Annotated in this window: 17 protein-coding genes and 1 tRNA gene; 9 read left to right on the top strand and 9 right to left on the bottom strand. The window is 73.8% G+C overall.

Features of this window, described 5'->3' with window-relative positions; all coding sequences use genetic code 11:
• Positions 1 to 65 precede the first annotated feature (65 nt).
• On the bottom strand, positions 66 to 809 hold the full coding sequence (locus AQJ30_RS15975) for an acetyltransferase-like protein (RefSeq protein WP_067233939.1): 744 nt from the start codon (positions 807 to 809) through the stop codon (positions 66 to 68).
• An 87-nt stretch (positions 810 to 896) separates the two neighbouring features.
• Entirely contained in the window at positions 897 to 1,622 is a 726-nt protein-coding gene (locus AQJ30_RS15980) for an HNH endonuclease family protein (protein WP_067233943.1), read from the bottom strand.
• A 230-nt stretch (positions 1,623 to 1,852) separates the two neighbouring features.
• Here AQJ30_RS15980 and AQJ30_RS15985 point away from each other — a divergent pair, with 230 nt between their 5' ends.
• The gene (locus AQJ30_RS15985) at positions 1,853 to 2,038 is read left to right on the top strand and encodes an antitoxin (protein ID WP_067233945.1); all 186 of its coding nucleotides are present in this window, start codon (positions 1,853 to 1,855) and stop codon (positions 2,036 to 2,038) included.
• Positions 2,039 to 2,136: 98 nt separating this feature from the next.
• Here the strand turns inward: AQJ30_RS15985 and mfd are convergent, their stop codons facing one another.
• The 3 genes from mfd to AQJ30_RS16000 all read right to left on the bottom strand — a co-directional run bounded on the left by mfd (position 2,137) and on the right by AQJ30_RS16000 (position 9,276).
• A complete protein-coding gene (gene mfd, locus AQJ30_RS15990; RefSeq protein WP_067233946.1) occupies positions 2,137 to 5,670 on the bottom strand; it encodes a transcription-repair coupling factor in 3,534 nt (1,177 codons plus the stop codon).
• A 241-nt stretch (positions 5,671 to 5,911) separates the two neighbouring features.
• The gene (locus AQJ30_RS15995) at positions 5,912 to 8,491 is read right to left on the bottom strand and encodes an ABC transporter permease (protein ID WP_067233948.1); all 2,580 of its coding nucleotides are present in this window, start codon (positions 8,489 to 8,491) and stop codon (positions 5,912 to 5,914) included.
• Positions 8,488 to 9,276 carry an ABC transporter ATP-binding protein gene (locus AQJ30_RS16000; protein WP_067233950.1) on the bottom strand — a complete coding sequence of 263 codons (789 nt, stop codon included), beginning with the start codon at positions 9,274 to 9,276 and terminating at the stop codon, positions 8,488 to 8,490. The genes AQJ30_RS15995 and AQJ30_RS16000 overlap by 4 nt, the downstream gene beginning before the upstream one ends.
• Before the next feature lie 466 nt (positions 9,277 to 9,742).
• Between AQJ30_RS16000 and AQJ30_RS16005 the strand changes: the two genes are divergently transcribed.
• From AQJ30_RS16005 to AQJ30_RS16015, 3 genes are all read left to right on the top strand, one after another.
• Positions 9,743 to 11,278 (top strand): MFS transporter, encoded by a 1,536-nt coding sequence (locus tag AQJ30_RS16005; RefSeq protein ID WP_067233954.1) that lies wholly within the window; start codon positions 9,743 to 9,745, stop codon positions 11,276 to 11,278.
• 178 nt (positions 11,279 to 11,456) lie between these two features.
• A complete protein-coding gene (locus AQJ30_RS16010) occupies positions 11,457 to 11,978 on the top strand; it encodes a DUF485 domain-containing protein (RefSeq protein WP_067233955.1) in 522 nt (173 codons plus the stop codon).
• Positions 11,975 to 13,642, top strand: coding sequence for a sodium/solute symporter (locus AQJ30_RS16015; protein ID WP_067233957.1), 1,668 nt, complete (start codon positions 11,975 to 11,977; stop codon positions 13,640 to 13,642). Before AQJ30_RS16010 ends, AQJ30_RS16015 begins: the two co-directional genes overlap by 4 nt.
• A 138-nt stretch (positions 13,643 to 13,780) precedes the next feature.
• On the opposite strand, the gene AQJ30_RS16020 is transcribed toward AQJ30_RS16015, so the two are convergent.
• The 3 genes from AQJ30_RS16020 to AQJ30_RS16030 all read right to left on the bottom strand — a co-directional run bounded on the left by AQJ30_RS16020 (position 13,781) and on the right by AQJ30_RS16030 (position 18,496).
• The gene (locus AQJ30_RS16020; RefSeq protein ID WP_067233959.1) at positions 13,781 to 14,665 is read right to left on the bottom strand and encodes a cellulose-binding protein; all 885 of its coding nucleotides are present in this window, start codon (positions 14,663 to 14,665) and stop codon (positions 13,781 to 13,783) included.
• Between the two features lie 184 nt (positions 14,666 to 14,849).
• Positions 14,850 to 17,459 carry an SUKH-4 family immunity protein gene (locus tag AQJ30_RS16025; protein WP_067233961.1) on the bottom strand — a complete coding sequence of 870 codons (2,610 nt, stop codon included), beginning with the start codon at positions 17,457 to 17,459 and terminating at the stop codon, positions 14,850 to 14,852.
• Positions 17,460 to 17,467: 8 nt separating this feature from the next.
• Positions 17,468 to 18,496, bottom strand: a complete 1,029-nt coding sequence (locus AQJ30_RS16030) for an SMI1/KNR4 family protein (RefSeq protein WP_067233962.1) — start codon at positions 18,494 to 18,496, stop codon at positions 17,468 to 17,470.
• Between the two features lie 369 nt (positions 18,497 to 18,865).
• On the opposite strand from AQJ30_RS16030, the gene AQJ30_RS16035 reads away from it, so the two are divergent.
• Together AQJ30_RS16035 and AQJ30_RS16040 are read left to right on the top strand one after the other, a co-directional pair.
• The gene (locus AQJ30_RS16035; RefSeq protein ID WP_067234735.1) at positions 18,866 to 19,474 is read left to right on the top strand and encodes a YwqJ-related putative deaminase; all 609 of its coding nucleotides are present in this window, start codon (positions 18,866 to 18,868) and stop codon (positions 19,472 to 19,474) included.
• A gap of 120 nt (positions 19,475 to 19,594) precedes the next feature.
• Positions 19,595 to 20,089, top strand: a complete 495-nt coding sequence (locus AQJ30_RS16040) for an SUKH-3 domain-containing protein (RefSeq protein ID WP_067233964.1) — start codon at positions 19,595 to 19,597, stop codon at positions 20,087 to 20,089.
• A gap of 60 nt (positions 20,090 to 20,149) precedes the next feature.
• On the opposite strand, the gene AQJ30_RS16045 is transcribed toward AQJ30_RS16040, so the two are convergent.
• Positions 20,150 to 21,469, bottom strand: coding sequence for a sensor histidine kinase (locus tag AQJ30_RS16045; protein WP_067233966.1), 1,320 nt, complete (start codon positions 21,467 to 21,469; stop codon positions 20,150 to 20,152).
• Positions 21,470 to 21,635: 166 nt separating this feature from the next.
• On the opposite strand from AQJ30_RS16045, the gene AQJ30_RS16050 reads away from it, so the two are divergent.
• The 3 genes from AQJ30_RS16050 to glmU all read left to right on the top strand — a co-directional run bounded on the left by AQJ30_RS16050 (position 21,636) and on the right by glmU (position 24,163).
• The gene (locus AQJ30_RS16050; RefSeq protein ID WP_067233971.1) at positions 21,636 to 22,505 is read left to right on the top strand and encodes a hypothetical protein; all 870 of its coding nucleotides are present in this window, start codon (positions 21,636 to 21,638) and stop codon (positions 22,503 to 22,505) included.
• Between the two features lie 14 nt (positions 22,506 to 22,519).
• A tRNA-Gln gene (locus AQJ30_RS16055) sits at positions 22,520 to 22,592 on the top strand.
• Between the two features lie 125 nt (positions 22,593 to 22,717).
• Entirely contained in the window at positions 22,718 to 24,163 is a 1,446-nt protein-coding gene (glmU, locus tag AQJ30_RS16060; RefSeq protein WP_079084075.1) for a bifunctional UDP-N-acetylglucosamine diphosphorylase/glucosamine-1-phosphate N-acetyltransferase GlmU, read from the top strand.
• Positions 24,164 to 24,206: the final 43 nt, after the last annotated feature.

Here is a 24,206-nt window from a genome sequence, read left to right on the forward strand (position 1 = left end):
CCCCCGCGACCGGCGCTGCCGCACGCCGCCGCACGACCGGCCCGGCCGCACCGTCGCGGTGCCGCTCACAGCGGGTGCCGCATCCACACGTTGGGCTCGACGTACACGGCGTAGTCCCGCTCGGGTACGCAGTGCACGGGCACGAGCGCGCCGGGCACCTCGACGAGGCCCTCGGTGTCGAAGGGCAGCCCGGTCCAGCGGCGCCAGTCCGCCAGCGGGGCGGCGACGGTCATGGAGACGGGGGCGATCCGCTCGACCACGGCCCCGGCGCGGGCGTGGACCCGCAGCCACGGGTCGGCGGGCAGCCCGTCCTCCCGCACCCGGCGGGCGTACTCCTCGATGGGCGTGCGCGGTTCGAGGTGCTTGGCGTTGGGCCGCACCGGGGCGACGACCTCGGAGAAGCCGCGGGCGCGGGCGGTGTCGCGCAGCGCGCCGAGCATGCGGCCGGACAGGCCGAGCCCTTGGGCGTGCGGCGCGACGACGACCGACACGGCACTCACGGTGTCCGGGACGGTCCCGCAGCGCAGGTCGGCGAAGGCCCACAGCAGCACCTGGTCCCAGCCGCGCGCGGGCAACTCGCCCCGGCCCTCGGCGTGCAGGCGGAAAGGGACGCTGAAGGCGTGCGCCACGACCTCGCCGCGTTCGTCCTGCGCGACCGCCACGTACTCGGGGAACTCCCGGGGGATCCGCGGGTAGTGGGCGGTGCCCACCGGGTCCTGGGTGGTGAACTCGGCCCAGGTGTCGGGCATGCCGAGCACCGCGTCGACGAGGTCGGGGCGGTCGGCGAGGGAGGAGACGGTGACCTGCATGCGGTCACCGTAGGGACGCGGGGCCGGGGCGGGAAAGCCGTTTTCGTGGCGGTGCCCGGCGGGCTCGCCCGGGGCTGCTCGGCGGGTTCAGCCCGCGCGGAAGCGTTCCGGGGCCTTCGTCGGGTTGCCGCCGGTGGGGAGCTTCTGGCCGGGGCAGGTGGCGAGGACCTTCTTCATCGCGGACTTCTCCGCGGCCGTGACCCACAGGCCGTACTTCCTCTTCACCGCGACCTGCGCGGCGACGTAGGTGCAGCGGTACGCCTTGTTCGGGGGGAGCCAGGTCGCCGTGTCGCCGTCGCCCTTGGAACGGTTGGTGCTCGCGTCGACGGCCACCAGGTTCAACGGGTCGTTGGCGAGGGCGATGCGCTTGCTCGCGTCCCAGTACTTGGCGCCCTTCTGCCAGGCGTCGGAGAGGGCGACGACGTGGTCGATGTCGACCTGGCTGCGGCCGCGCCGGTAGGTGACGGACTTGCCGGAGTAGGGGTCCGACTCCAGGACGCCGTACGACACCTTGCACTGGCCGGCGGTGAACCGGACCTCCTCCAGGTCCCGCTTCAGTATGTCGTCGCGGGTGTCGCAGTCGTTGGAGTCGGTGTCCGCCCAGGCGGTGCCGAACTTCTCGCGCTCGTAACCGGTCTTGGGCGCCCTGCCCTTGACCGTCAGGGCGTCGGCCGCCGTGAGCGCGGCGCCCCCGGTCGCGGCGGGTGTACCGCCGGGTCCCGCGGTGCCGTTCCCCGCGAGGTCGTCCTTGCAGCCCGTGAGCGTGCACAGCAGCACCACGGCGATCGCCGCCCCACCCCTCAGACGCTTCACGCGTCCCTCCCCTTCCCACCAGTTCCCGCCTGTTTCCCGCCTGTTCCCGCCTGCCCGGCGGTGCGGTCCGCCCACCACAGGGCGGATTCCCCGGGTGACGGCCCGTACACCGTAGCCAGCGCGGGTGCGGGGCCCGTCAGGAGGTCTGGACCACATCCGCCCACAAGTGGTCGAGCCGGGCAACCCGTGCATATGGTCGAGTGAGGAGTCACCCCCGGAAGGAGCTCTGGATGGGCATCTTCGACAGGTTCAAGAGCAACCGCCAGGCGCAGGACAAGGCGGGGTCCCTGTCCGACGCCGCCGAGAAGAAGGTGAACGAGAGGACGGGCGGCAAGTACGAGGGCCAGGTCGACGACGCGCAGCGCAAGGCGGAGGGCGCGCTCAACATGGACCGCGACCGGCCCGAACAGCCTTAGGCCGTGTCCGGACCCCGGGCACTCCCCCGGGTCCCCGAGGGACCCCGGGCCCGGCAGGGCGGCGTCGAGCCGACCACCCCCTGCCGGGCCCCCTCACGTCACGAGCCCAGCACCGACGCCAGGAACTCGCCCACCCAGCCCAGCAGTTCGCGGCCGACCAGCGGCTTGCCGCCGACCTTCGCGGTCTTCGGGCGCGGCACCAGGACCTGACGGGCGGCCGGCTTGATGACGGAGCCGGGGTACAGGCGCTTCAGGCGCAGCTCCTGCGACTCCCGCAACTCCACCGGCGCGAGGCGGATGTTGGTGCCCTGCAGGACGATCTCGCCGACGCCGCACGCCCGGGCGAGCATCCGCAGGCCCGCCACCAGCAGCAGGTTCTCCACCGGCTTGGGCAACTTGCCGTACCGGTCGGCGAGTTCCTCGCGGACGGCCTTGATGTCCTCCTCGGAGTTGGCGGAGGCGATCGCGCGGTACGCCTGCAGGCGCAGCCGCTCGCCGGGCGCGTACTCGTGCGGGACGTGCGCGTCGACCGGCAGCTCGATCTTGACCTCGAGCGGGGCCTCCTCCTCGATCTCGCCCGTCTCCAGCTGCCGCCGGTAGTCGGCCACCGCCTCGCCGACCATCCGCACGTACAGGTCGAAGCCGACGCCCGCGATGTGGCCGGACTGCTCGCCGCCCAGGAGGTTGCCCGCGCCGCGGATCTCCAGGTCCTTCATCGCCACGTACATGCCGGCGCCCATCTCGGTGTGCTGGGCGATGGTCGCCAGGCGCTCGTGCGCGGTCTCCGTCAGCGGCTTCTCCGGCGGGTACAGGAAGTAGGCGTAGCCGCGCTCGCGGCCGCGCCCCACCCGGCCGCGCAGCTGGTGCAGCTGGGACAGGCCGAAGTTGTCGCCGCGCTCGACGATGAGGGTGTTGGCGTTGGAGATGTCGATGCCGGACTCGACGATCGTCGTCGACACCAGCACGTCGAACCGCTTCTCCCAGAAGTCGACGACGACCTGCTCCAGCGCCGCCTCCGACATCTGGCCGTGCGCCGTCGCGATGCGCGCCTCGGGCACGATCTCGCGCAGCTTGGCGGCCGCCCGGTCGATGGACTCGACCCGGTTGTGGATGTAGAAGACCTGGCCCTCGCGCAGCAGTTCGCGCCGGATCGCCGCGCCGATCTGCCGCTCCTCGTACGGCCCGACGAAGGTGAGCACCGGGTGGCGCTCCTCCGGCGGGGTGGTGATCGTGGACATCTCGCGGATGCCGGTGACCGCCATCTCCAGGGTGCGCGGGATGGGCGTCGCGGACATGGTCAGCACGTCCACGTTGGCGCGCAGCTTCTTCAGCTGCTCCTTGTGCTCGACGCCGAAGCGCTGCTCCTCGTCGACGATGACCAGGCCCAGGTCCTTGAACTTGGTCTCGGACGAGAACAGCCGGTGGGTGCCGATGACGACGTCCACCGAGCCGTCGCGCAGCCCCTCCAGGACGGCCTTGGCCTCGGTGTCGGTCTGGAAGCGGCTGAGCGCGCGCACATTCACCGGGAACTGCGCGTACCGCTCGGAGAACGTGCCGAAGTGCTGCTGCACCAGCAGGGTCGTCGGCACCAGCACCGCCACCTGCTTGCCGTCCTGGACGGACTTGAAGGCGGCGCGCACCGCGATCTCGGTCTTGCCGTAGCCGACGTCGCCGCAGATCAGCCGGTCCATCGGGACCGACTTCTCCATGTCCTCCTTGACCTCGGCGATGGTGGTCAGCTGGTCGGGGGTCTCCGCGTACGGGAAGGCGTCCTCCAGCTCGCGCTGCCAGGGTGTGTCCGGGCCGAAGGCGTGGCCGGGGGCCGCCATGCGGGCGCTGTACAGCTTGATCAGGTCGGCGGCGATCTCCTTGACCGCCTTCTTCGCGCGGGCCTTGGTCTTGGTCCAGTCGGCGCCGCCGAGCCGGTGCAGCGTGGGGGCCTCGCCGCCGACGTACTTGGTGATCTGCTCCAGCTGGTCGGTCGGGATGTACAGGCGGTCGCCGGGCTGGCCGCGCTTGGCGGGGGCGTACTCGACGACGAGGTACTCGCGGGTGGCGCCCTGCACGGTGCGCTGCACCATCTCGATGTAGCGGCCCACGCCGTGCTGCTCGTGGACGATGTAGTCGCCCGCCTCCAGGGTGAGCGGGTCGATGGTCTTGCGGCGGCGGGCCGGCATCCGGGCGCCGTCGCGGCCGGCGGTGCGCTGGCCGGTCAGGTCGGTCTCGGTGAGGACGGCCAGCTTGAGCGCGGGGTCGACGAAGCCGTACTCGATGCAGCCGCAGGAGACGTGCACGACGGACGGGCTGATCTCGCCGAGGTCGTTGTCGAGGCGGGCGGCGATGCCCTCGCCGCCGAGGACCTCGACGGTGCGGGCGGCCGGGCCGTGGCCCTCGGTGACGAACACCGTGCGCCAGCCGTCGGCGAGCCAGCCCTTGGTGTCGGCGAGCGCCTTCGCGGTGTCCCCGCGGTAGGTGTCCGGGGCGTGCATGCCGAGCTTGAGGGTGTCGGTGCCGGTCTCCTCGTCGGCCGAGAAGGGCGAGACCGACCACCACATCATGTCCAGTTCGCGCGCCCGGTCACGGACGTCGGCGATGGACCACAGGGAGGCCGCGCCGACGTCGATCGGGGCCTCGCCGCCGCCCGCGGTGGCCGCCCAGGACGCCTGGAGGAACTCCTGGGAGGTGGCGACCAGGTCGGCGGCGCGCGTGCGCACCCGCTCGGGGTCGCAGACGACGGCCATGGCGCCGCCGGGCAGGACGTCGAGCAGCAGTTCCATGTCGTCGACCAGCACCGGGGCCAGCGACTCCATGCCCTCGACCGCGATGCCCTCGGCGATCTTCCCGAGCAGTTCGCCCAGCTCGGGGTGGTCCTCGGCGAGGGCACGCGCGCGGGCGCGCACGTCGTCGGTGAGCAGCAGCTCGCGGCACGGGGGCGCCCACAGGCCGTGCTCGGCGATCTCCAGGGAGCGCTGGTCGGCGACCTTGAAGTAGCGGATCTCCTCGACGTCGTCGCCCCAGAACTCGATGCGCAGGGGGTGTTCCTCGGTGGGCGGGAAGACGTCCAGGATGCCGCCGCGCACGGCGAACTCGCCGCGCTTCTCGACGAGCTCCACGCGCGCGTACGCCGCTGCCGCCAGCGCCTGGACGACGTCGTTCAGGTCGGCGGTCTGCCCCGGGCGCAGGGCGACCGGCTCCAGGTCGCCGAGGCCCTTGACCTGCGGCTGGAGCACCGAGCGGACGGGGGCGACGACCACCGAGACGGGGCCGGTCTCCGGGTCGTCGGTGCGCGGGTGGGCCAGGCGGCGCAGGACGGCCAGGCGGCGGCCGACGGTGTCGCTGCGGGGGCTCAGGCGCTCGTGCGGGAGGGTCTCCCAGGAGGGGTACTCGGCGACGCCCTCGGGCGGGAGCAGCGAGCGCAGGGCCGCGGCCAGGTCCTCCGCCTCGCGGCCGGTCGCCGTCACCGCGAGGACGGTGCGGGCCGACTCCCTCGCCAGGGCGGCGATCGCGAAGGGGCGGGCCGCCGGGGGGCCGACCAGGTCGACGTGCGGGCGGTTGCCGTCGCGGGCCGCCGTGATCGCTTCCGCGAGGGCGGTGTCCTTTGTTACGGCGTCGAGCAGACCGTGCAGGCTCATGGAGGGGCTTTCTCCAGGGGGGTGGGCAACACGACGGGCCCGACGCGTGTCACGGGCCGGGGGTCTGGGTGTCCAGCGTACGACGGTGAGCGGGCCGGTGCCGGATCCCTCCGGGCGGTGGGGAGAAGACGACGGACCCGGTGCCGTGAGTCCCCCAGGACTCCCGGCACCGGGTCCGTTCCCCCGTGTCCCCCGTTCCCCCGTGTCCCCCGTGCTCCGCCGCCGCGGGGGGCGGCGGTGGCTACTCGGTCGCGATGGCGTTCAGGACGTTCATGCGGCCCGCGCGGAACGCCGGGACCAGGGCGGCGAACAGGCCCACGAAGGCGGAGCCGATGAAGACGCCGATGATCGTCGGCCAGGGGATGTCGAGGACCTTCAGGCCCTCCAGGGCGAGGAGCTGCTGCGCGGTGGCGCCCCAGCCCATGCCCAGGCCCAGGCCGAGCAGCGCGCCGAACAGGGCGATCACCACCGACTCCAGGCGGATCATCCGGCGCAGCTGGCGGCGGGAGAGGCCGATCGCCCGCATCAGGCCGATCTCGCGGGTGCGCTCGACCACCGACAGGGCGAGGGTGTTCACCACACCGAGGACCGCGACGATGATCGCGAGGGCGAGCAGCCCGTAGATCAGGTTGAGCAGCTGCCCGATCTGGTCCTTCAGCGCCTGCTTGTAGTCGGTCTGGTCGCGCACGGTGTACTGCGGGTAGTCGTGCAGCGCCGACTTCAGCGAGGTGTAGGCGGCGTCCTGCTGCCCCTCCTTCGCCGTGGCGAAGACCAGCTGGTCGAGCGGCATGCGGTCGGCCGGGACGTACCGGGCGGCGGTGGCGATCGACGCGTACATCGCGCCCTTGTCGATCACGACGTCGTCGCTGGTGATCGCGCGGACCGTGAGCTTCGCCGTCCTGCCGTCCTTGAAGGCGACCGAGACGGTGGAGCCGAGCTTGATGCCGTGGTCCTTCGCGAAGCCCTCGAAGACGGACATCGAGTCGGGCCGGTAGGCGTCGGTCAGGTCGCCGGCGACGGTCTTGGTGCGCAGGTCCTTCGCGTACGTCGGGTCGGCCGCGTTGATCGTCTCGTCCTTGGAGACCTTGCCGTCGGGCGTGGTCAGGTTCGCGTCGAGCGTCTTGTACTCGGTGACGCGCTCCAGGCCGCGGGTGCTCTTGATCGCCTGGACGGCCTGCGGGGTGATGACCTGCCCGCTGTCGGACTGGACGATGAAGTCGGTGCCGACGGTCTTGTCGAGCTGGTCGGTCGCGGAGGCGACCATGGAGGAGCCGACCACCGACAGGCAGGCCACGAGCGCCAGGCCGATCATCAGTGCGGCGCCGGTGGCGCCGGTGCGGCGCGGGTTGCGCAGGGCGTTGCGCTCGGCCATGCGGCCGACGGGGCCGAAGACCCGCAGCAGCACCGCGCCCAGGACCCGGACGACCCCGCCCGCGAGCAGCGGGCCGATCACGACGAAGCCGATCAGGGAGGCGACGACGCCGAGGCCGAGCCACAGCGAGCCGTCGCTGGCCTTGTCGGCGTTGGCGGCCACGTAGAGGGCGTAGCCGCCGGCGCCGGTGAGCACCAGGCCGATCACGGCGCGGACCAGTCCGGCCCGGGCGTCGGCGGGGGCGTGGGCGTCGCGCAGCGCGGCCATCGGGGAGACCTTGCCGGCGCGGCGGGCGGGGAGGTAGGCGGCCAGGACGGTGACGACGACGCCCAGGACGAGGCCGAGGACCGGGGTGGTCCAGGCGACGGTGAGGTCGTCGGTCGACAGGTGCATCCCCATCTGGCCCATGAGCTTCATCAGGCCGACCGCGATGCCGACGCCCGCGCCGACGCCGAGGACCGAGCCGACGACGCCCAGCAGCAGGGCCTCCACCAGCACCGACCGGTTGACCTGCTTGCGGGAGGAGCCGATGGCCCGCATCAGGCCGATCTCGCGGGTGCGCTGGGCGACCAGCATCGAGAAGGTGTTGATGATCAGGAAGATGCCGACCAGGAAGGCGATCCCGGCGAAGCCGAGCATCGCGTACTTCATCACGTCGAGGAAGTCGCCGACGCTCGCCTGGTTGGCGTCGGCGGTCTCCTTGGCGGTCTGCACCTTGTAGTCGCCGCCGAGCGCGGCGGTGACGTTCTTCTTCAGCTGGGCGTCGCTCACCCCGGCCGCGGCGGTGACGTTGACGTTGGTGAAGACGTCCGTCGCGCCGACGAGGGTGCGCTGCGCGGTCGGCGTGTCCAGGTAGAAGATCGCGGCGCCGGGGTTGGTGACCTGGAAGGCGGCGATGCCGGAGATCTTCGCGGTGTGCGTGCCGAGGGCGCTGATCACGGCGATCTCGTCGCCGAGCCGCAGGTGGTGCTTGTCGGCGGTGTCCTCGTCGACCATGACCTGGCCGGAGCCGTGCGGCGCCGCGCCGGAGGTGATCTTCATGGTGCGGGCGTCGTTGGCGTTCCAGCTGCCGACGATGGTCGGGGCGCCGCTGGACGGCGACAGGCTGTCCTTGTCGGCGTCGACGACGGTCACCGAGGTGGAGAAGACGGTGCCCTCCGCCGCCTCCACGCCCTGCGCGGAGCGGACCGTGCCGAGCGCGGCGGCCGGTATGACCGGCGGCTTGCCCGTGTCGGAGGTCGTCTCACCGGTGTCGGAGGCGTCCTTGGCGCTGACCGTCACGTCGGAGGAGGTCGCGGCGAAGAGCTTGTCGAAGGTGGTGTTCATCGTGTCGGTGAACACCAGGGTGCCGCAGACGAAGGCCACCGACAGCAGGACGGCCACCGCGGACAGGGCCATGCGGCCCTTGTGCGCGAAGAAGTTGCGCATCGAGGTCTTCAGCACGGTCATGACGTGCGCCCCCGGGCGTCGAAGTCCTTCATGCGGTCCAGGACCTGCTCGGCGGTCGGGTTGAACATCTCGTCGACGATGCGGCCGTCGGCGAGGTACAGCACGCGGTCGGCGTAGGAGGCGGCCACCGGGTCGTGGGTGACGATCACGATGGTCTGGCCCAGCTCGTCGACCGAGGTGCGCAGGAAGCCGAGGACCTCGGCGCCGGCCCGCGAGTCCAGGTTGCCGGTCGGCTCGTCGCCGAAGATGATCTCGGGGCGCGCGGCGAGGGCCCGGGCCACCGCGACGCGCTGCTGCTGGCCGCCGGAGAGCTGGGTCGGGCGGTGCTTGAGCCGGCCGGCCAGGCCGACGGTCTCCACGACCCGGTCCAGCCAGGCCCGGTCGGGCTTGCGGCCGGCGATGTCCATGGGCAGCGTGATGTTCTCCAGCGCGTTCAGCGTGGGCAGCAGGTTGAACGCCTGGAAGATGAACCCGACGCGGTCGCGCCGCAGTTGGGTGAGCTTCTTGTCCTTCAGGCCGGTGATCTCGGTCTCGTCCAGGTAGATCTGCCCGGACGTGACGGTGTCGAGGCCGGCGAGGCAGTGCATCAGGGTGGACTTGCCGGACCCCGAGGGGCCCATGATCGCGGTGAACTGGCCGCGGGCGATGTCCACGTCGACGTGGTCGAGCGCGACGACCCGGGTCTCCCCCGACCCGTACGACTTGACGACCTGCCGCGCCCGCGCGGCAACGGCCGTACGCCCTCCAGTGCCCCCGTGCCTGGGAATGGTCACAGCCGATGTCACGGTAAGTCTCCTATGTCGGTCAGCAGATGGCCGCACCGGTGCGCGGTGCGGGTCGTACGGGTCGTTCCGTCGTACGGGTGGTGCCGTCGTACCGGTGGGTTCGGTGTCCCGGTGGTGCCCGGTGTCCCGGCCCCTTCGGCCTGTCCAAGAGTCTGGCGGTCGGTGCCGGTCCCGCGCGCTGGTGCCCGGACCCGTCTTCGCGGGGGGTTAACCCCACCACCGGACGGTGGGGCCGGCCCGCCCCCCGCGGCGTAAAGCCAGGTTAAGGACGGCCGGGCCCCCCTCTCGTCCTCCGTCGGGACGAACCCGCCCCGACCCCTGGTGCGGAGGAACCCCTAGGGGATCTCCACCGACGGGTGGAGAGCCCCTCGGGGCGGGCTCCACCTCCCGCGACGGGCGCCCCTGGTGGGAAGCTGTGTCCCGCAGATAGCTGCAAGGGGCACCGGAAAGGCGAGGAGGGGGTCCGGTGGGGACCACGAAACCGGCGGCACCGCACACCGCGCGGGGCACGGAGCCCGGCCGGCGGGGGGCCGTGGTCGCCGCGCTGATGCTGGCCATGGCGCTGGCCGCGCTGGACTCGACGATCGTCTCCACCGCCGTCCCGCAGATCGTGGGCGACCTCGGCGGCTTCTCGGTGTTCTCCTGGCTGTTCTCCGGCTACCTGCTGGCCGTGACGGTGACCCTGCCCGTCTACGGCAAGCTGTCCGACACCTTCGGCCGCAAGCCGGTGCTGGTGGCGGGCGCGGCGGTGTTCCTGCTGGGCTCGCTGCTGTGCGCGCTGGCGTGGGACATGGGCGCGCTGATCGCGTTCCGGGTCGTGCAGGGGCTGGGCGGCGGGGCGCTCCAGGGCACGGTGCAGACGCTGGCCGCCGACCTCTACCCGCTGCGGGAGCGGCCGAAGATCCAGGCGAAGCTGTCCACGGTGTGGGCGGTCTCCGCGGTCGCGGGGCCGGGCCTGGGCGGGGTGCTCGCGGCGTACGCGGACTGGCGGTGGATCTTCCTGGTCAACCTGCCCGTCGGGACCCTGGCGTTGTGGCTGATCGTCCGTCACCTGCACGAGCCGCGGCGGGAGTCGGCGGGACGTCCGCGGGTCGACTGGGCGGGCGCGCTGGCGGTGTTCGCCTGCGGGGGCGCGCTGTTGACCGCGCTGGTGCAGGGCGGAGTGGCCTGGGCGTGGCTGTCGGCTCCCTCGCTCGCCCTGTTCGGCCTGGGTCTCGCCCTGGTGGCGGTGGTGGTGCTGGTGGAGCGGCGGGCGGCGGAGCCGATCATCCCGGGGTGGGTGTGGCGGCGCCGCACGATCGCCGCGGTCAACCTCGCGCTGGGCGCGCTGGGGTTGCTGATGGTGGCGCCGACGGTGTTCCTGCCGACGTACGCCCAGGCGGTGCTGGGGCTCGCGCCGGTGGCCGCGGGGTTCGTGCTGTCGGTCTGGACGGTGAGCTGGCCGGTGTCGGCGGCGCTGAGCCAGCACGTGTACCGGCGGATCGGCTTCCGCAACACCGCGCTGCTCGGCATCGGCGCGGCCGCCCTGGTCCTGCTGGCGTTCCCGTTCCTGCCGTACCCGGGCGCGGCCTGGCAGCCGACGCTGCTGATGCTGCTGCTCGGGGCGGCGCTCGGGCTGTTCCAGCTGCCGCTCATCGTCGGGGTGCAGTCCACGGTGGGCTGGTCGGAGCGGGGCACCACGACCGCGTCGGTGCTGTTCTGCCGGCAGACCGGCCAGACGGTGGGCGCGGCGCTGTTCGGCGCGGTCGCCAACGGGGTGCTGGCCGCGCGGCTGGGCGGCGCGGGCGACCTGGACGCGGTCGCGCGCGGGCTGGACGACGGCGCCGTCGCGGAGGCCACCCGGCGGGCGGTCGCGGACGCGGTGCACGCGGTCTACCTGGGCGCGGCCTGCGCCGCCGCGCTGGCCTTCCTGGTCCTGCTGCTGGTGGCCCCGCGGCGCTTCCCGGTGCTGGCGGAGCCCGGCGACGGCGGGCACGGCACCCCGGAGCAGGGGGAGCCGTGAGGTAACCATCGGTAACACCCGCAGGTCAGCCGGGTCCCCGCGCAGTAAGCGCATACCGACCACCCAGTTTGCCGAAAACCTCGCGCGGCGGATGACCGCCGAGTAGCGTGCGTGACCCGCACCCCCCAACCTCCCTGCGGTCCGCCGCCACGGACCCGAGCCGCGCAAGGAGTTCGGGATGTCCCACGACCCGTATCCGCCGCCCCGCCGCACGCCTCCGCCCTACGCCGCCTCCCCGCCGTACCGCACCCCGCCGCCACCCCCGCACGCCGCCTCCCCGCCGCACGCCTCACTCTCGCCCCCGCAGCCGCCGCACCTCACCTACCCCTGGCAGCCCGCCCCCGCCCCGCCCCCGCCCGCGCCCGCGCCGCGCCGGCCGCCGCAGCACGCCCCGCTGGGGCACCACAGCGACCTGCGGGTCCTGCGCACCGCCTACCGGTGGCAGCGGCGCGTGGCCACGCTCACCGCGCTCGGCTACTTCGTCGTCTTCCTCGTCCTGTCGGCGTGCGCGCCGTCGGTGATGACCGCCCGCGTCGCCGACGGCCTGCCCGCCGGCCTGCTGCTCGCCCTGGCCCAACTGCCCGTCACGCTGCTGGCGATCGCCGTCTACGAGCTCACCGCGCACCGCCACGTCGACCCGCTGGCCCGGCGCATCCGCCACCAGGCCGAGGTGGACGCCCGGCGGGAGGCACGACGATGACCGCCCCGCGCCCCGCCGCGCCCGCCGAACTCGCCGCGACCGTCACCGACTTCGGCGGCGGCGCGCAGACCATGTCCCTCGTCGCCTTCACCGCCGTCGCCACCGTCACCCTGCTGCTGTGCGTGATGACCGGCCCGGACCGCGACGACCTCGACGAGTTCTACACCGGCTACCGCTCCCTGTCCCCGCTGCGCAACGGCCTGGCCATCGCCGGGGACTACATCTCCGCGGCCACCGTGCTGGGCACCGGCGGCGTGATCGCGCTGGCCGGCTACGACGGCGTCGTCCTCGCCCTCAGCACGGCGCTGTCGCTGGTGCTGCTGATGTTCCTGCTGGCCGAACCCCTGCGCAACGCGGGCCGGTTCACCATGGGCGACGTCCTGGCCCGCCGGATGCCGGGGCGGGCGGTGCGCATCACCGCCTGCGCGGTCACGCTCGCCGCACTGCTGCCGATGATGCTGGTGCAGCTCGCCGGCACCGGCCAACTGCTCGCCTTCATCCTGGGGTTCTCCGGCGACTCGCTGCAGACCGGCTGTGTCGTCTGCATGGGCGTGCTGATGATCAGCTACGCGGCGATCGGCGGGATGAAGGGCACCGCCCTCATCCAGATGGTGAAGATCGTGATGCTGCTGGGGTCCGGCGCCGCCGTCGCCCTGCTCGTCCTCGCCCGGTTCGACTGGCAGCCCGGCGCCCTGTTCGAGGCGGCCGCCCGCGGCAGCGGGGTCGGCGACGCGTTCCTCCGCTCCGGCCTGCAGTTCGGCGGCGGGAGGTACGCCGACCTCGACATGATCAGCGCCGAGCTGTCGGTGGTCCTCGGCGGCGCCTGCCTGCCGCACATCACCATGCGCACGTACACCGCCTCCACCGCCCGCCAGGTGCGCCGCTCGCTGTCCTGGGCGGTGTCCTGCGTGGTGCTGTTCGTGCTGGTCATCACCGTCGTCGGGTTCGGCGCGACGGCACTGGTCGGCCGGGCCGTGATCGCCGGCGCCGACCCGCAGGGCAACACCGCCTACCTGCTGGGCTCGCGCGCGGTCCTCGGCGCGGACGTCTCCACCGGGGAGACGCTGCTGTTCACCACGGTCACCACCGCGCTCTTCCTGACCGTCCTCGCCTCCGTCGCCGGGATGATCCTCGCCTGCGCCAACTCCCTGGCCCACGACGTGTTCGCCTCCCGGCGGCGCGAGACGTCCCCGAGCCGCGAGATGCTGCTGGCCCGGCTGTCCGCGCTGACCGTCGGGGTCCCGACGGTGCTGCTGGCCGCGCAAATCCAGCACCGCAGCCTCCAGCCGCTGGTCACCCTGAGCTTCTGCGTCGGCGCCTCGGCCCTCGCCCCCGCGCTGGTCTACAGCCTCTTCTGGCGCCGCTACACCCGCACCGGCCTGCTCGCCACGCTGATCGGCGGCACGCTCGCGGTGCTGGTGGTGATGCCGGGCACCCGGCTGGTCTCCGGCTCACCCGGATCGGCTTTCCCCGAGGCCGACTTCAACTGGTTCCCGTTCACCACGACCGGCCTGGTCACCATCCCGCTCGGCTTCGCCCTCGGCTGGCTCGGCACCCTCGCCTCGGGCCGCGCGAAGGCGGAGGAACAGCGCCGCCAGTACGAGGCGGTGGAGAGCTGGATCCTGGCGGGCGCGGTGCGTGGGGGCCGGGGCGGGGGGGCGTGAAGGCAGGGGGTGAGGGCAGCGGGTGAGGGCGGGGCGGAAGCGGCCCCGGGGCTCCCCGTAGGGGTGGGGTCCGACCGCCCGCGGTCAGCCGACCGCCCGCGGTCAGCCGACCGTCCGCGGTCAGCCGACCGTCCGCGGTCAGTCGACCGTCCGCCCCGTCAGGGCCGTCAGGCTGGTGCGCATGTGGTCCATGTGGGCGCACACGTCGTCCCACACCGCCCCGTGCTCGCGCAGGACCCGCTCCGTCTCCTGGGCGACGTGCTCCTCGTGCTGCCGGGCCCCGGCCAGGATCCCGGCGGCGTACGCGTCGGCCTCCTCCTGACCGTGCCGGGCCGCTTCCTCGGCGTCGGCGAACTCCTGCTCCGCGCGGGCCAGCGCGGCCTCGGCGAGCGCGGCCCGCCGGGCGTGCTCGGCATCGAGGGCGGCGGCCCGCTCGGCCTCCTCGCGCTCGACCGCGGCCCACCGTCCGGCCTGCTCCTCCTCCTGCTCGGCGAGCAGCACCTCGGTGCGGCGCCGCAGCTCGCGCAGTCCCGCGAGCGCCTCGGCCCGGCCCTCCTTGACCTCGGCGCGGGCCGTGACGCGGATCGCGTCCGCCTCCGCCTGCGCGGCGAGCAGCCGGGCGCGGGCGCGTTCCTCGGTCTCCGCGCGCAGCGCGTCCGCCCGCTCCTGGGCCGCCCCGCGCACCGCCCGGGCGCGCTCCTCGGCGCGGGCGACCCGCTCGTCCGCCTCCTGCCGGGCGCGCTCACGCAGGGCCGCGGCCTCCTCCTGCGCGAGCCGGAACAGGTGCCGCGCCGACTCCCCCAGCGCGTCGTAGGTCTGCGGCGCGAGCCGTCCGACGGCCTCGCGCAACCGCTCCACCTCGGTCTCCATCTCCCGGGCGAGCACCGTCAGGCGGGCCGCGCGCTCCCACGCGGCGTCCCGCTCGGCGCAGATCCCGGCGGCGTACGCCTCCACCTGCGCGGGCCGGTACCCCCGCCCGCGGACGGCCACGAACCCGTACGGCGACACCGGCGCGCTGCTCATCCTGGAACCCCAAACGATGTCCGAACGACGTTCCGCACATCTTGAGGTATCGGACATAAGTGTTCTAACCCGACACTCCGAGCACCGGTCACGCGCCACCCCGGACACGGCGGAGGGCCGGGCCCCGTCGTACGACCGGGCCCGGCCCCCACCACACCGCGCAGCGCAGCGCGGGACGTTCAGCTCACAGCAGGCCGTCCCACATCTGCTCCAGCAGCACCGACCACCAGCTCTCCGGCGACCCCAGCGCCGCCGGGTCCAGCGCGGCCAGCTGGGCCTGGAAGTCCACGGTCCAGCGGCCCGCCTGCTCCTGGTTCAGCCCGAACCGCAGCCGCCACATCCGCCCCAGCAGGGCCAGGCACCGCTGGAACTCCAGCAGCCCGGTGTTCACGAACTGCGGCGGCACCGGCGCCCCGCCCGGGCCGGCCTCCACCGGCACCGCGACGATGTTCGCCGTCCCGTACTGCACGCACAGCGCCTTGCCGAAGTCGCTGCCCATCACCAGGTACGACCCCGCGTCGGCCGCCGGCTGCACCCCGCGCTCCTGCGCCAGCTCGGCGAGCGTCGGCACCGGGCGGCCGGGCTGGGCCTGCGCCCAGAAGAACGGCCCCACGTCCACCGGCAGGCCCGCCACCACCAGCGCGTGCGCCACGACCGGCGGCACGCCCTGCCGGGACACCGCGGCCTGCTCGAACCGGAAGATCCCCGGCCCGAACGCCGCCCCCAGCTCCTGCGCCACCGCCTCCGGCGGCAACGGCGGCGCCGGGTGCACCGGCGGCAGCGGCGCCCGCACCGGCGCGGGCCGCGCGGGACCGTCCGCCACCTGGTGCAACTCACCCTGGTGTGCCAGCAGTTGCTGCATCCCCTGCTGCCGGCTCGCGTGGTCCGTGCCGTACGGCGCGATGCTCGTGATCCGCGCCTGCGGCCACTGCTCCCGGATCATCCGCGCGCAGTACGCGCCCGGCAGCTCGCACGACTCCAGCTCGGTGTGCAGCTCCAGCACCTGGTCCGGCGGCACGTTCATCGCGCGCAGCTCGTGGAAGATCTGCCACTCCGGGTGCGGCGTCCCCGGCGCCGACCGCCGGATCAGCTGCTGCTCCGAGCCGTCCTGCGCCCGGTAGCGCAGCACCGCCTGGTAGCCGGGACCGACCGTCGGCTGCCCCGTCGGCTGCTGCGGGTACCCGTACGCCGGCGGCTGCCCCGGCACCGGAGCGCCCGGCGGCGGCACCGCACCCGGGGGCACCGGTCCGGGGGCGCCCGGAGGCATCCCGGGGGCGTGCGGCGGCGGGGGCACGCCGGGACCGCCCACCGGGGGTGCGGCGAGGACGGTCTCCGCGTGGTGCACGGCCCCGCGGGGCCCGCCGGGGTGACCGGGAGCGCCCGGCCCGGCGGGAGCACCCGGGGCGCCGGGCGCCTGAGGAGCGCCGGGCGCGGCCGGGGGCTGGTGCGGGGCCGGGGCGGAGGGGACCTGCGGTGCGCCCGGCGCACCCGGTACGCCCGGCGGAGGCGGGGGCACGGGGCCGCCGCCCGGCCGGTTCGGGTCGGCGAACATCGTCTCCGCGTGGTGCACACCGCCCGGCGGCGTACCGCCCGGCGCGCTCGGCGGCGCGGGAGGGGTCGGCGCGCCGGGAGCGCCCGGAGCGCCCTCGGGGCCATCGGGGCCCAGCGACGACACGAACTGCGTCGCCACGTACGCGCCACCACCCGGCGCCGACGGCGGCGGCGTGCCGCCCGGCCGCGCGCCCGGCGTACCCGGCGCTCCCGGCGGGGGCGGAGGCGTGGCCCCGCCCCCGCGTCGCGGCGGCGGGGCCGCCTTGCTGGTCGCGGCGTCGGCGATGTCACCGGCGTGCGGCGCGAGCGGCCGCCCGGACGTGCCCGGGCCGTCCTGGGGCGCGCCCGCGGGGCGCGTCGCGGCGCCGGGGCCCTGCGGGTAGCCGTACGAAGGGCCGGACGGCGGCGCGGGCGGCGTGCCCTGCGCCTGCGCGTCGTCCAGCGCCGGCGCGAACGCCGTCGGCGGCAGCCGGCTGCCGCCCGAGATCAGGGCCGTCTTGGCCTCCGGCGGCGCGACCGGCGGCTGCGGCTCGTCGTCCGAGCCGCTCAGCGGCGGCGCGAACACGGTCGCGGGCAGCGGTACGGAACGGTCGTCACCGGCATCGGCGTTGGTGTCCGTCCCCGCCCAGGGCGTCGCCCCGACGGGAGCGGCGGGCGCACCGGACGCGGGAGCGGCCGGCGCACCGGCGGCGGGAGCGGCCGGCGCACCGGCGGCGGCACCGGCGTCGCCCGGCACGCCCGCCTGCGTCCGCGGCAGCGACGGATCCGGCGTCACCGCACCCCCGGCGCCGGTGCCGGCGCCGTCGCTCCCGGACGAGGCCGCCGACGCCGCACTCGACGCCGCACTCCCCGCCGGCTCGCGCCGGTCCGGGATCCCCAGCTTGTCCGCCGCCTCCTGCAGCCACTCCGGCGGCGACAGCAGGAACGACGTCTGGTTCAGGTCCACCCGCGCCGCGGCCGGCGCCGGCTGCGGCGCGTCCTCGGGACGGCCGTACTCCTCCTCGTACCGGCGGATCACCTCGCCCACCGGCAGCGCCGGCCACAGCGTGGCCTCCCCGCTGTCCCGGGCGATCACCAGCCGCTGCCCGCCCGCGTCCGAGCGCGGCCCGTCGGCCCGGTCCTCGCCCCAGACGACGAAGCCCAGCTCGAACTCCCGCACCCGCACCTCCCGGTGCTGGTACGCGGGCACGTCCCCGTTGATCCACTCCTCGGCGCGCTCCTGCGCCTGCGCGAACGTCACCATGGCCCGGCTCACTCCCCCGCCGCAGACACCGAGGACACCGGCACCGCACGCGCGAAGCCACCGTCCACCATCAGATTCGCCACCGTCTCCAACTCCGGCGGATCGCCCGCCAGTCGGGACAGGAAGGCGTCGAAGTCCTCACCCGCGGGCAGCAGCAACCGCTCCACCCGCTCCGCCGGCGACCACCCCGGATCCACGTCCCGCACGTCGTCGTACGCGCAGAACCACACCGAACCGGCCCGCTCGCCCTTCACCTTCACCGCCAGCAGACCGCCCTGCACGAACCCCACGCCCAGGTAGTCCTTCGTCAGGTGGTCGCGCAGGCATTTGTTCACGTACACCAGGTCGTTGACCGCCGCCTCGTCCCGCACCGTGAAGAACGGCTGGTCCAGCAGCAGCCCCAACTCCGCGTCCAGCGCCGCCCCCACCGGCGCGCACCCGCCCGCCGCCTTCAGGAACGACCGGTACGCGCCCGGCAGCCGGTAGCCGAGGTCCTCCTCGACGCCCTGCACCTGCGCCTCGGTCACCGCCACACCCGACTTCGGCAGCCGGAAGTGCGCCGGCCGCGTCTCCTGCAGCGGACGCGTCCCGCGCTTGTCCTGCTCGACGTTCGCGGTCGCGACGCCACCGTGATGCCGCAGCAGCGCCTTCACCTCCACCGGGACCAGCTCCAGCCGGCGCGTGCCCACCACGTGGTGCCACGTCCAGCCGTGCGGCGTCGCCACGTTCGGCACCGTGTCCCACAACTCGTGCCCCGCCGCGGCCGACGCCGCGTTCGCCGACACGTAGTCCGTCAACCGCAGTTCGTCGACGCCGAAGCCCTCCGGCGGATCCGCGATCTCCGCGGCCGCCCGCGCATAGGGCGAGAAGTCGGGGTAGCCGTGCTCGTCCACCCGCACCCCCCTCGGATGGCGCGCGGCCCGCACCGGGTCCGGGAAGTGCACGACCTGCCCGGCGTAGGCCGCGTTCGGCGGCGCGGCGTGTCCCTGGGCCTGGCGGCCGGGAGGTACCCCCAGCCCGAGCCGACCTGTCGTCATGGCGGTTGCCCCCTGCGGCATTCCGTTACGGCCCCCGGCCACCGGCTCCGCACCCGGAACCGGCCCACCACGGACCGTAGTCGACTGTCTCAACGGCACCGACGCGCGTTGACCGCGCCTGTCGCGGTGCCGACAGCCTATGCGGTACGGCGACCCCGGTCACCGGCCCTCCGTTCGAACCCCGCACCCCCGTCCCACCCCCGTCACCCCCGGGAGCCCCTCCCGCACCCTCCCCTGTGTGACCAGCCGTCACCCCCACGTGACCACCCACCCCACCGCTGGCGTGTCGCGGCGCCCCAGCTTCCCCACCAGCCACGCCATTTGGCACCCTGGGTCCGCCCGGGGGATGCTCAGGAGGGGATGACGATCATGAGCGCGACACAGACGGGACCGCACCGCGGCCCCCAGCCGCAGCCACCCGCACCACCGCACACGGCACCGCACGACGGACCGCGCACCCCCACCGCCCCCGTCCCCGCACCCGCAGGCGCCCCGGCCGGCGGCGACCCCCGCGTCGGCTGGAGCACCGCCGACACCCCCCACGCACCCACCCTGCGCCACCGCCGCGACGGCATCCTGCCCACCGTCGCCGCCGCCCTCTCCGTCCGCGGCACCACCCTCACCAGCACCGCCGCCCGCGGCGAGGAACCCCCCGTCCTGCACCCCCTCGTCCAGGACTTCCTCGACACCCTCACCAGCGGCCAGCGCGACCGCTTCACCGGCCGCTGCGCCGAGACCCTCCTCATCTCCCGCCACCTCGCCGCCGCCGACACCGCCCGCAGCAAACGCGCCGCCCGCAAACCCATGACCAACGGCGAAGCCCGCAAAGCCCTCAAACAGGCCAAACTCACCGCCCGTCACATCCGAGAGGACGGCGACCCCCTGCACGGTGCCTTCGCGACCCCCTGCCGCGCCTGCACCGCCCTCAGCGCCCACTTCGGCGTCCGCATCGTCGACCCCACCCCGGCCGACCACTGACCCCGCCCCTCCGCACCGCTCCTCCCACCACCACTACCACCATCACCGCAAGGAAGACCGCACCACGGCGGCCCCACGGCGCCCCGCCGCCGGTCCACCACCTCGACGAACGAAGGGCAGATGCACACCGACCGCACCTCGACCACCCGCTTCCCCGTCCCCGTCGACGCCGCCCTGCGCGACGCCGGCTGGCAACCAGGACGCTGGGACATCAAACAAGCGGAAGTCTGGGCCGACACCCTCCGGGACCACATCTCACCCGGCGGCCACCGCCACGCCGTCTTCCCCGCCGCCGTCGAGGCCTGGGCCGAATTCGGCGGACTGCACATCACCCCCACGGGACCGGGCCGCCAGCTCGCCCCCGCCACCCTCCACCTCGACCCCCTGCACGGCCTCCACCAGGCCCGCACCCTCGGCGACCTCGGCCGCGCCCTCGACACCGAGATGAGCCCCCTCGGCACCGAGACCGACACCGCCGCCCTCCTCGCCATCGACGCCGAAGGCCGCGTCTACGCCCTCGACCACACCGGCGACTGGTACCTCGGCCCCGACATCGACCACGCCCTCGGCACCCTCGTCGCCGGCACCCGCCCCACCCGCCTCACCACCGGCTGACCCCCGCGGCAGCGCCCACGCAGTCCGCTCCGCCTCCGCGGCGTACGCCGCTTCGGCCGCTCAGACCGCCGGAATCACCGCCGACACCCGGAAACCCCCCGCCTCCGTCGGCCCCGACACGAACACCCCGCCCAGCGCCACCACCCGCTCCTTCATCCCCACCAGACCGTTCCCCCCCGACGGCAACCGCGCCGACGACGCCGACCCCGCCTCCGGCGGCGGCTCGTTCTCCACCTGCATCGCGATCTCCGACACCCGGTGCGCCAGCCGCACGTACGTCTTCGCACCCGCCGCGTGCTTGTGGACGTTCGTCAACGCCTCCTGCACCACCCGGAACGCCGTCTGCTCGATCTCCGCCGCGTACGACCGCGCCTCCCCCTCCACCGACAGGTCCACCACCATCCCCGCGGCCGCCGACTGGCCCACCAGCTCCTCCACGTCCGACAGGCACGGCCCCTCCACCGCACCCTCGTCCACCACCGCACGCGACACCGCCACCGCCGCAGCCGCGGCCACCTCCACCGCCGCCGGCACCGCCGACGACGACCCCCCGCGCACCCCGTCACCGCTGCGCAGCACGCCCAGCATCTCCCGCAGCTCCGTCAACGCCTGCCGGCCCATGTCCCCCACCAGCGCCGCGTTCTTCACCGCCTTGTCCGGGTCCTTCCGCGCGATCGCCTGCAACGCCGCCGCGTGCACCACCATCAGACTCACCCGGTGCGCCACCACGTCGTGCATCTCCCGCGCGATCCGCGTCCGCTCCTCACCCCGCGCCCACTCGGCCCGCTCCTCCGCCCGCTCGGCCAGCAACTGCAGCTCCCGCTCCAGGCTGTCCGCCCGCTCCCGCAGACTCTCCATCAGCCGCCGCCGCGCGCCCACGTACAGACCCAGCAGCACCGGCGGGGCCGTCATCCCGATCGCCGTCGTGATCGACGCGAACGGCACGAACCAGTCCCCCAGGGTCAGATCACCCCGCGCCATGTCCTGCCGCACCCGCACGAACGTCACGATCAGCGTCCCCACCAGCGACATCCCCGCCAGCGAACCGATGATCCGGCGCGGCAGCTCCGACGCCGCCAGCGTGTACAGGCCGACGACCCCCATCAGGAAGCCCATCTCGGCCGGCGTGATCGCGATCGCCACCAGCACCACCGCGATCGGCCACCGGCGGCGCACCACCAGCACCGAGCCGGCCAGCAGCCCGAACACCACCCCCACCGCCGGCGCGATCCCCGCGTCCCGCGCGAACGGAACGCCCTCCACCGCGCACTCCACCGCCGACGCCGCGGCCAGCGCCCCGTCCAGCACGGCGCTGCGCCACCTGGCCCACCACCACGGCCCTCCCCGGGCCGCCTCGTGCTCTTCCCCCGTCGTGGTCATGGCTCCAGCCTACGGAAGCCCACCCCGCCTTTTCCGGCGAGTTTCGCCGACTGGCCTACACCACCCTCCGTAATCGAATAACTCCGAAACCCCCTACTTTCACTCGAACTACTGAACCACCCCTGTTCGACCACGGAACGCTACATTCCGCCCGGACGGTATGCGTATGACACATGCACCGGGCACGACCCCCAAGTACGCCGACTTCGAGGGCCTGCGACAGCAGGCGGTGGCGCTGCGGCGCCGCGGGCACAGCCTCCGGCAGATCCGTGACGAGCTGAAGGTCTACAACAACGACCTCCTCCACCGGCTGGTGAAGGGGGAGCCGCCGCCCGACTGGACCAAGCGCCCGAACGCCAAGGACGACCTGCGGGAGAAGGCGCGGGAGCTCCGCCTCCAGGGGTGGACGTACGACCGGATCGAAGCGGAGCTGGGCTGCTCGCGGAGTTCGGTGTCGCTGTGGGTCCGGGACCTGCCGCGCCCTCGCCCCCGCCACACCCCGGAGGAACACCGGGCACTCATGCAGGACGGACTCGCCAGGCGTCGCGCCGCGGAACACGAGGAACGCGCCGGGATCAAGCGCGCGGCCCGTGACGGCGTCGGCGAGCTGACCGATCGCGAGCTGTTCCTGACCGGCGTGGCGCTGTACTGGGCCGAGGGATCCAAGAGCAAGCCGTACGACCGCCGCGAACGGGCGGTCCTCGTCAACAGCGACCCCGGGGTGGTCCAGGTCTACCTCGCCTGGCTCGATCTCCTGGAGGTGGAACGCGAGCGCCTGGGCTTCCGGCTCCTCATCCACGAGTCCGCCGACGTGGACGCGGCCCACCGCTTCTGGGCGGCGATCGCCGGCACGGAGGTGTCGGCCTTCGCCAAGCCGACGCTCAAGCGGCACAACCCGAAGACGGTCCGTAAGAACACCGGTGACGACTACCACGGCTGCCTGGTGATCGCCGTCGCACGAAGCGCCCACCTCTACAACCGCATCGAGGGCTGCTGGGAGGGAATCGTGACCCAGTCAGCGGCACGTCTCCGGTAAGGTCTGAGGCGCTGTCCCCCGTGGTGTAACTGGCAGCACACTGGCTTTTGGTGCCAGCAGGTCAGGGTTCGAATCCTTGCGGGGGAGCTCACAGCGCACACGAGCGCAGTTCGGGTCCTGACCTCCAGGTCGGGACCCGCTCCCATGTCCCCCGGTCAACGCCCCGGTATCCTTCGGGTGTCCCCACCCCTACACAGCCGAAGGGCAACTCCGTGAGCGCCATTCGCCCGGCAGCCGTCGTCGTTCTCGCAGCGGGTGAGGGCACCCGTATGAAGTCGGCCACACCCAAGGTCCTGCACGAGATCTGCGGTCGCAGCCTCGTCGGTCATGTCCTCGCCGCCTCCCGCGAGTTGGACCCCGAGCACCTCGTGGTCGTCGTCGGGCACGCGCGCGAGCAGGTCACCGCGCACCTCGCCGAGATCGACCCGGGCGTGCGCACGGCCGTCCAGGAGGAGCAGAACGGCACGGGGCACGCGGTCCGGATGGGCCTGGAGCAGCTCGGTGGCGCGGTGGACGGCACGGTGGTCGTGGTGTGCGGGGACACGCCGCTGCTGACGGCGGCCACGCTCCGGCAGCTGGCGGAGACGCACGGCGCGGACGGCAACGCGGTGACGGTGCTGACGGCGGAGGTCCCGGACGCGACGGGGTACGGCCGGATCGTGCGGGACGCGACGGGCGCGGTGACGGCGATCGTGGAGCACAAGGACGCGTCGGAGGAGCAGCGGGCGGTCCGGGAGATCAACTCGGGTGTGTTCGCGTTCGACGGTGCGTTGCTGGCGGACGCGCTGAAGCAGGTGCGGACGGACAACAGTCAGGGTGAGGAGTACCTGACGGACGTGCTGGGGATCCTGCGGGAGGCGGGGCACCGGGTGGGGGCGTCGGTGGCGGCGGACCACCGGGAGATCGCGGGGATCAACAACCGGGTGCAGCTGTCGGAGGCGCGGCGGATCCTGAACGACCGGTTGCTGACGGAGGCGATGCTGGCGGGTGTGACGGTGGTGGACCCGGCGACGACGTGGGTGGACGTGACGGTGTCGTTCGAGCGGGACGTGGTGGTGCACCCGGGGACGCAGTTGCACGGTGCGACCCGGTTGGCGGAGGGGGCCGAGGTGGGTCCGAACTGCCGGCTGACGGACACGGTGGTGGGTGCGGGGGCGCGGGTGGACACCGCGGTGTCGTACGGGTCGGAGATCGGTGCGGGGGCGTCGGTGGGGCCGTTCGCGTACCTGCGGCCGGGGACGCGGCTGGGGGTGAAGGGGAAGATCGGGACGTACGTGGAGACGAAGAACGCGTCGATCGGTGAGGGGACGAAGGTGCCGCACCTGTCGTACGTGGGGGACGCGACGATCGGTGAGTACTCGAACATCGGCGCGGCGAGCGTGTTCGTGAACTACGACGGTGAGGCCAAGCACCACACGACGGTGGGGTCGCACTGCAAGACGGGTTCGGACAACATGTTTGTGGCTCCTGTCACGATCGGGGACGGCGCGTACACCGCGGCGGGCTCGGTGATCACCAAGGATGTGCCGCCCGGTTCGCTGGCCGTGGCCCGTGGCCAGCAGCGGAATATCGATGGCTGGGTGGCCCGTAAGCGTCCGGGCAGTGCGGCGGCGCGGGCTGCCGAGGCGGCTGCCCGTGAGGGCGAGCGCGAGGACTGACCGGAAACGCGTGCGTCAAACACGGCGTACCGTGATAAGTGCA

The sequence above is a fragment of the Streptomyces longwoodensis genome (assembly GCF_001514125.1).
In the GTDB taxonomy this organism is placed as follows: domain Bacteria; phylum Actinomycetota; class Actinomycetes; order Streptomycetales; family Streptomycetaceae; genus Streptomyces; species Streptomyces longwoodensis.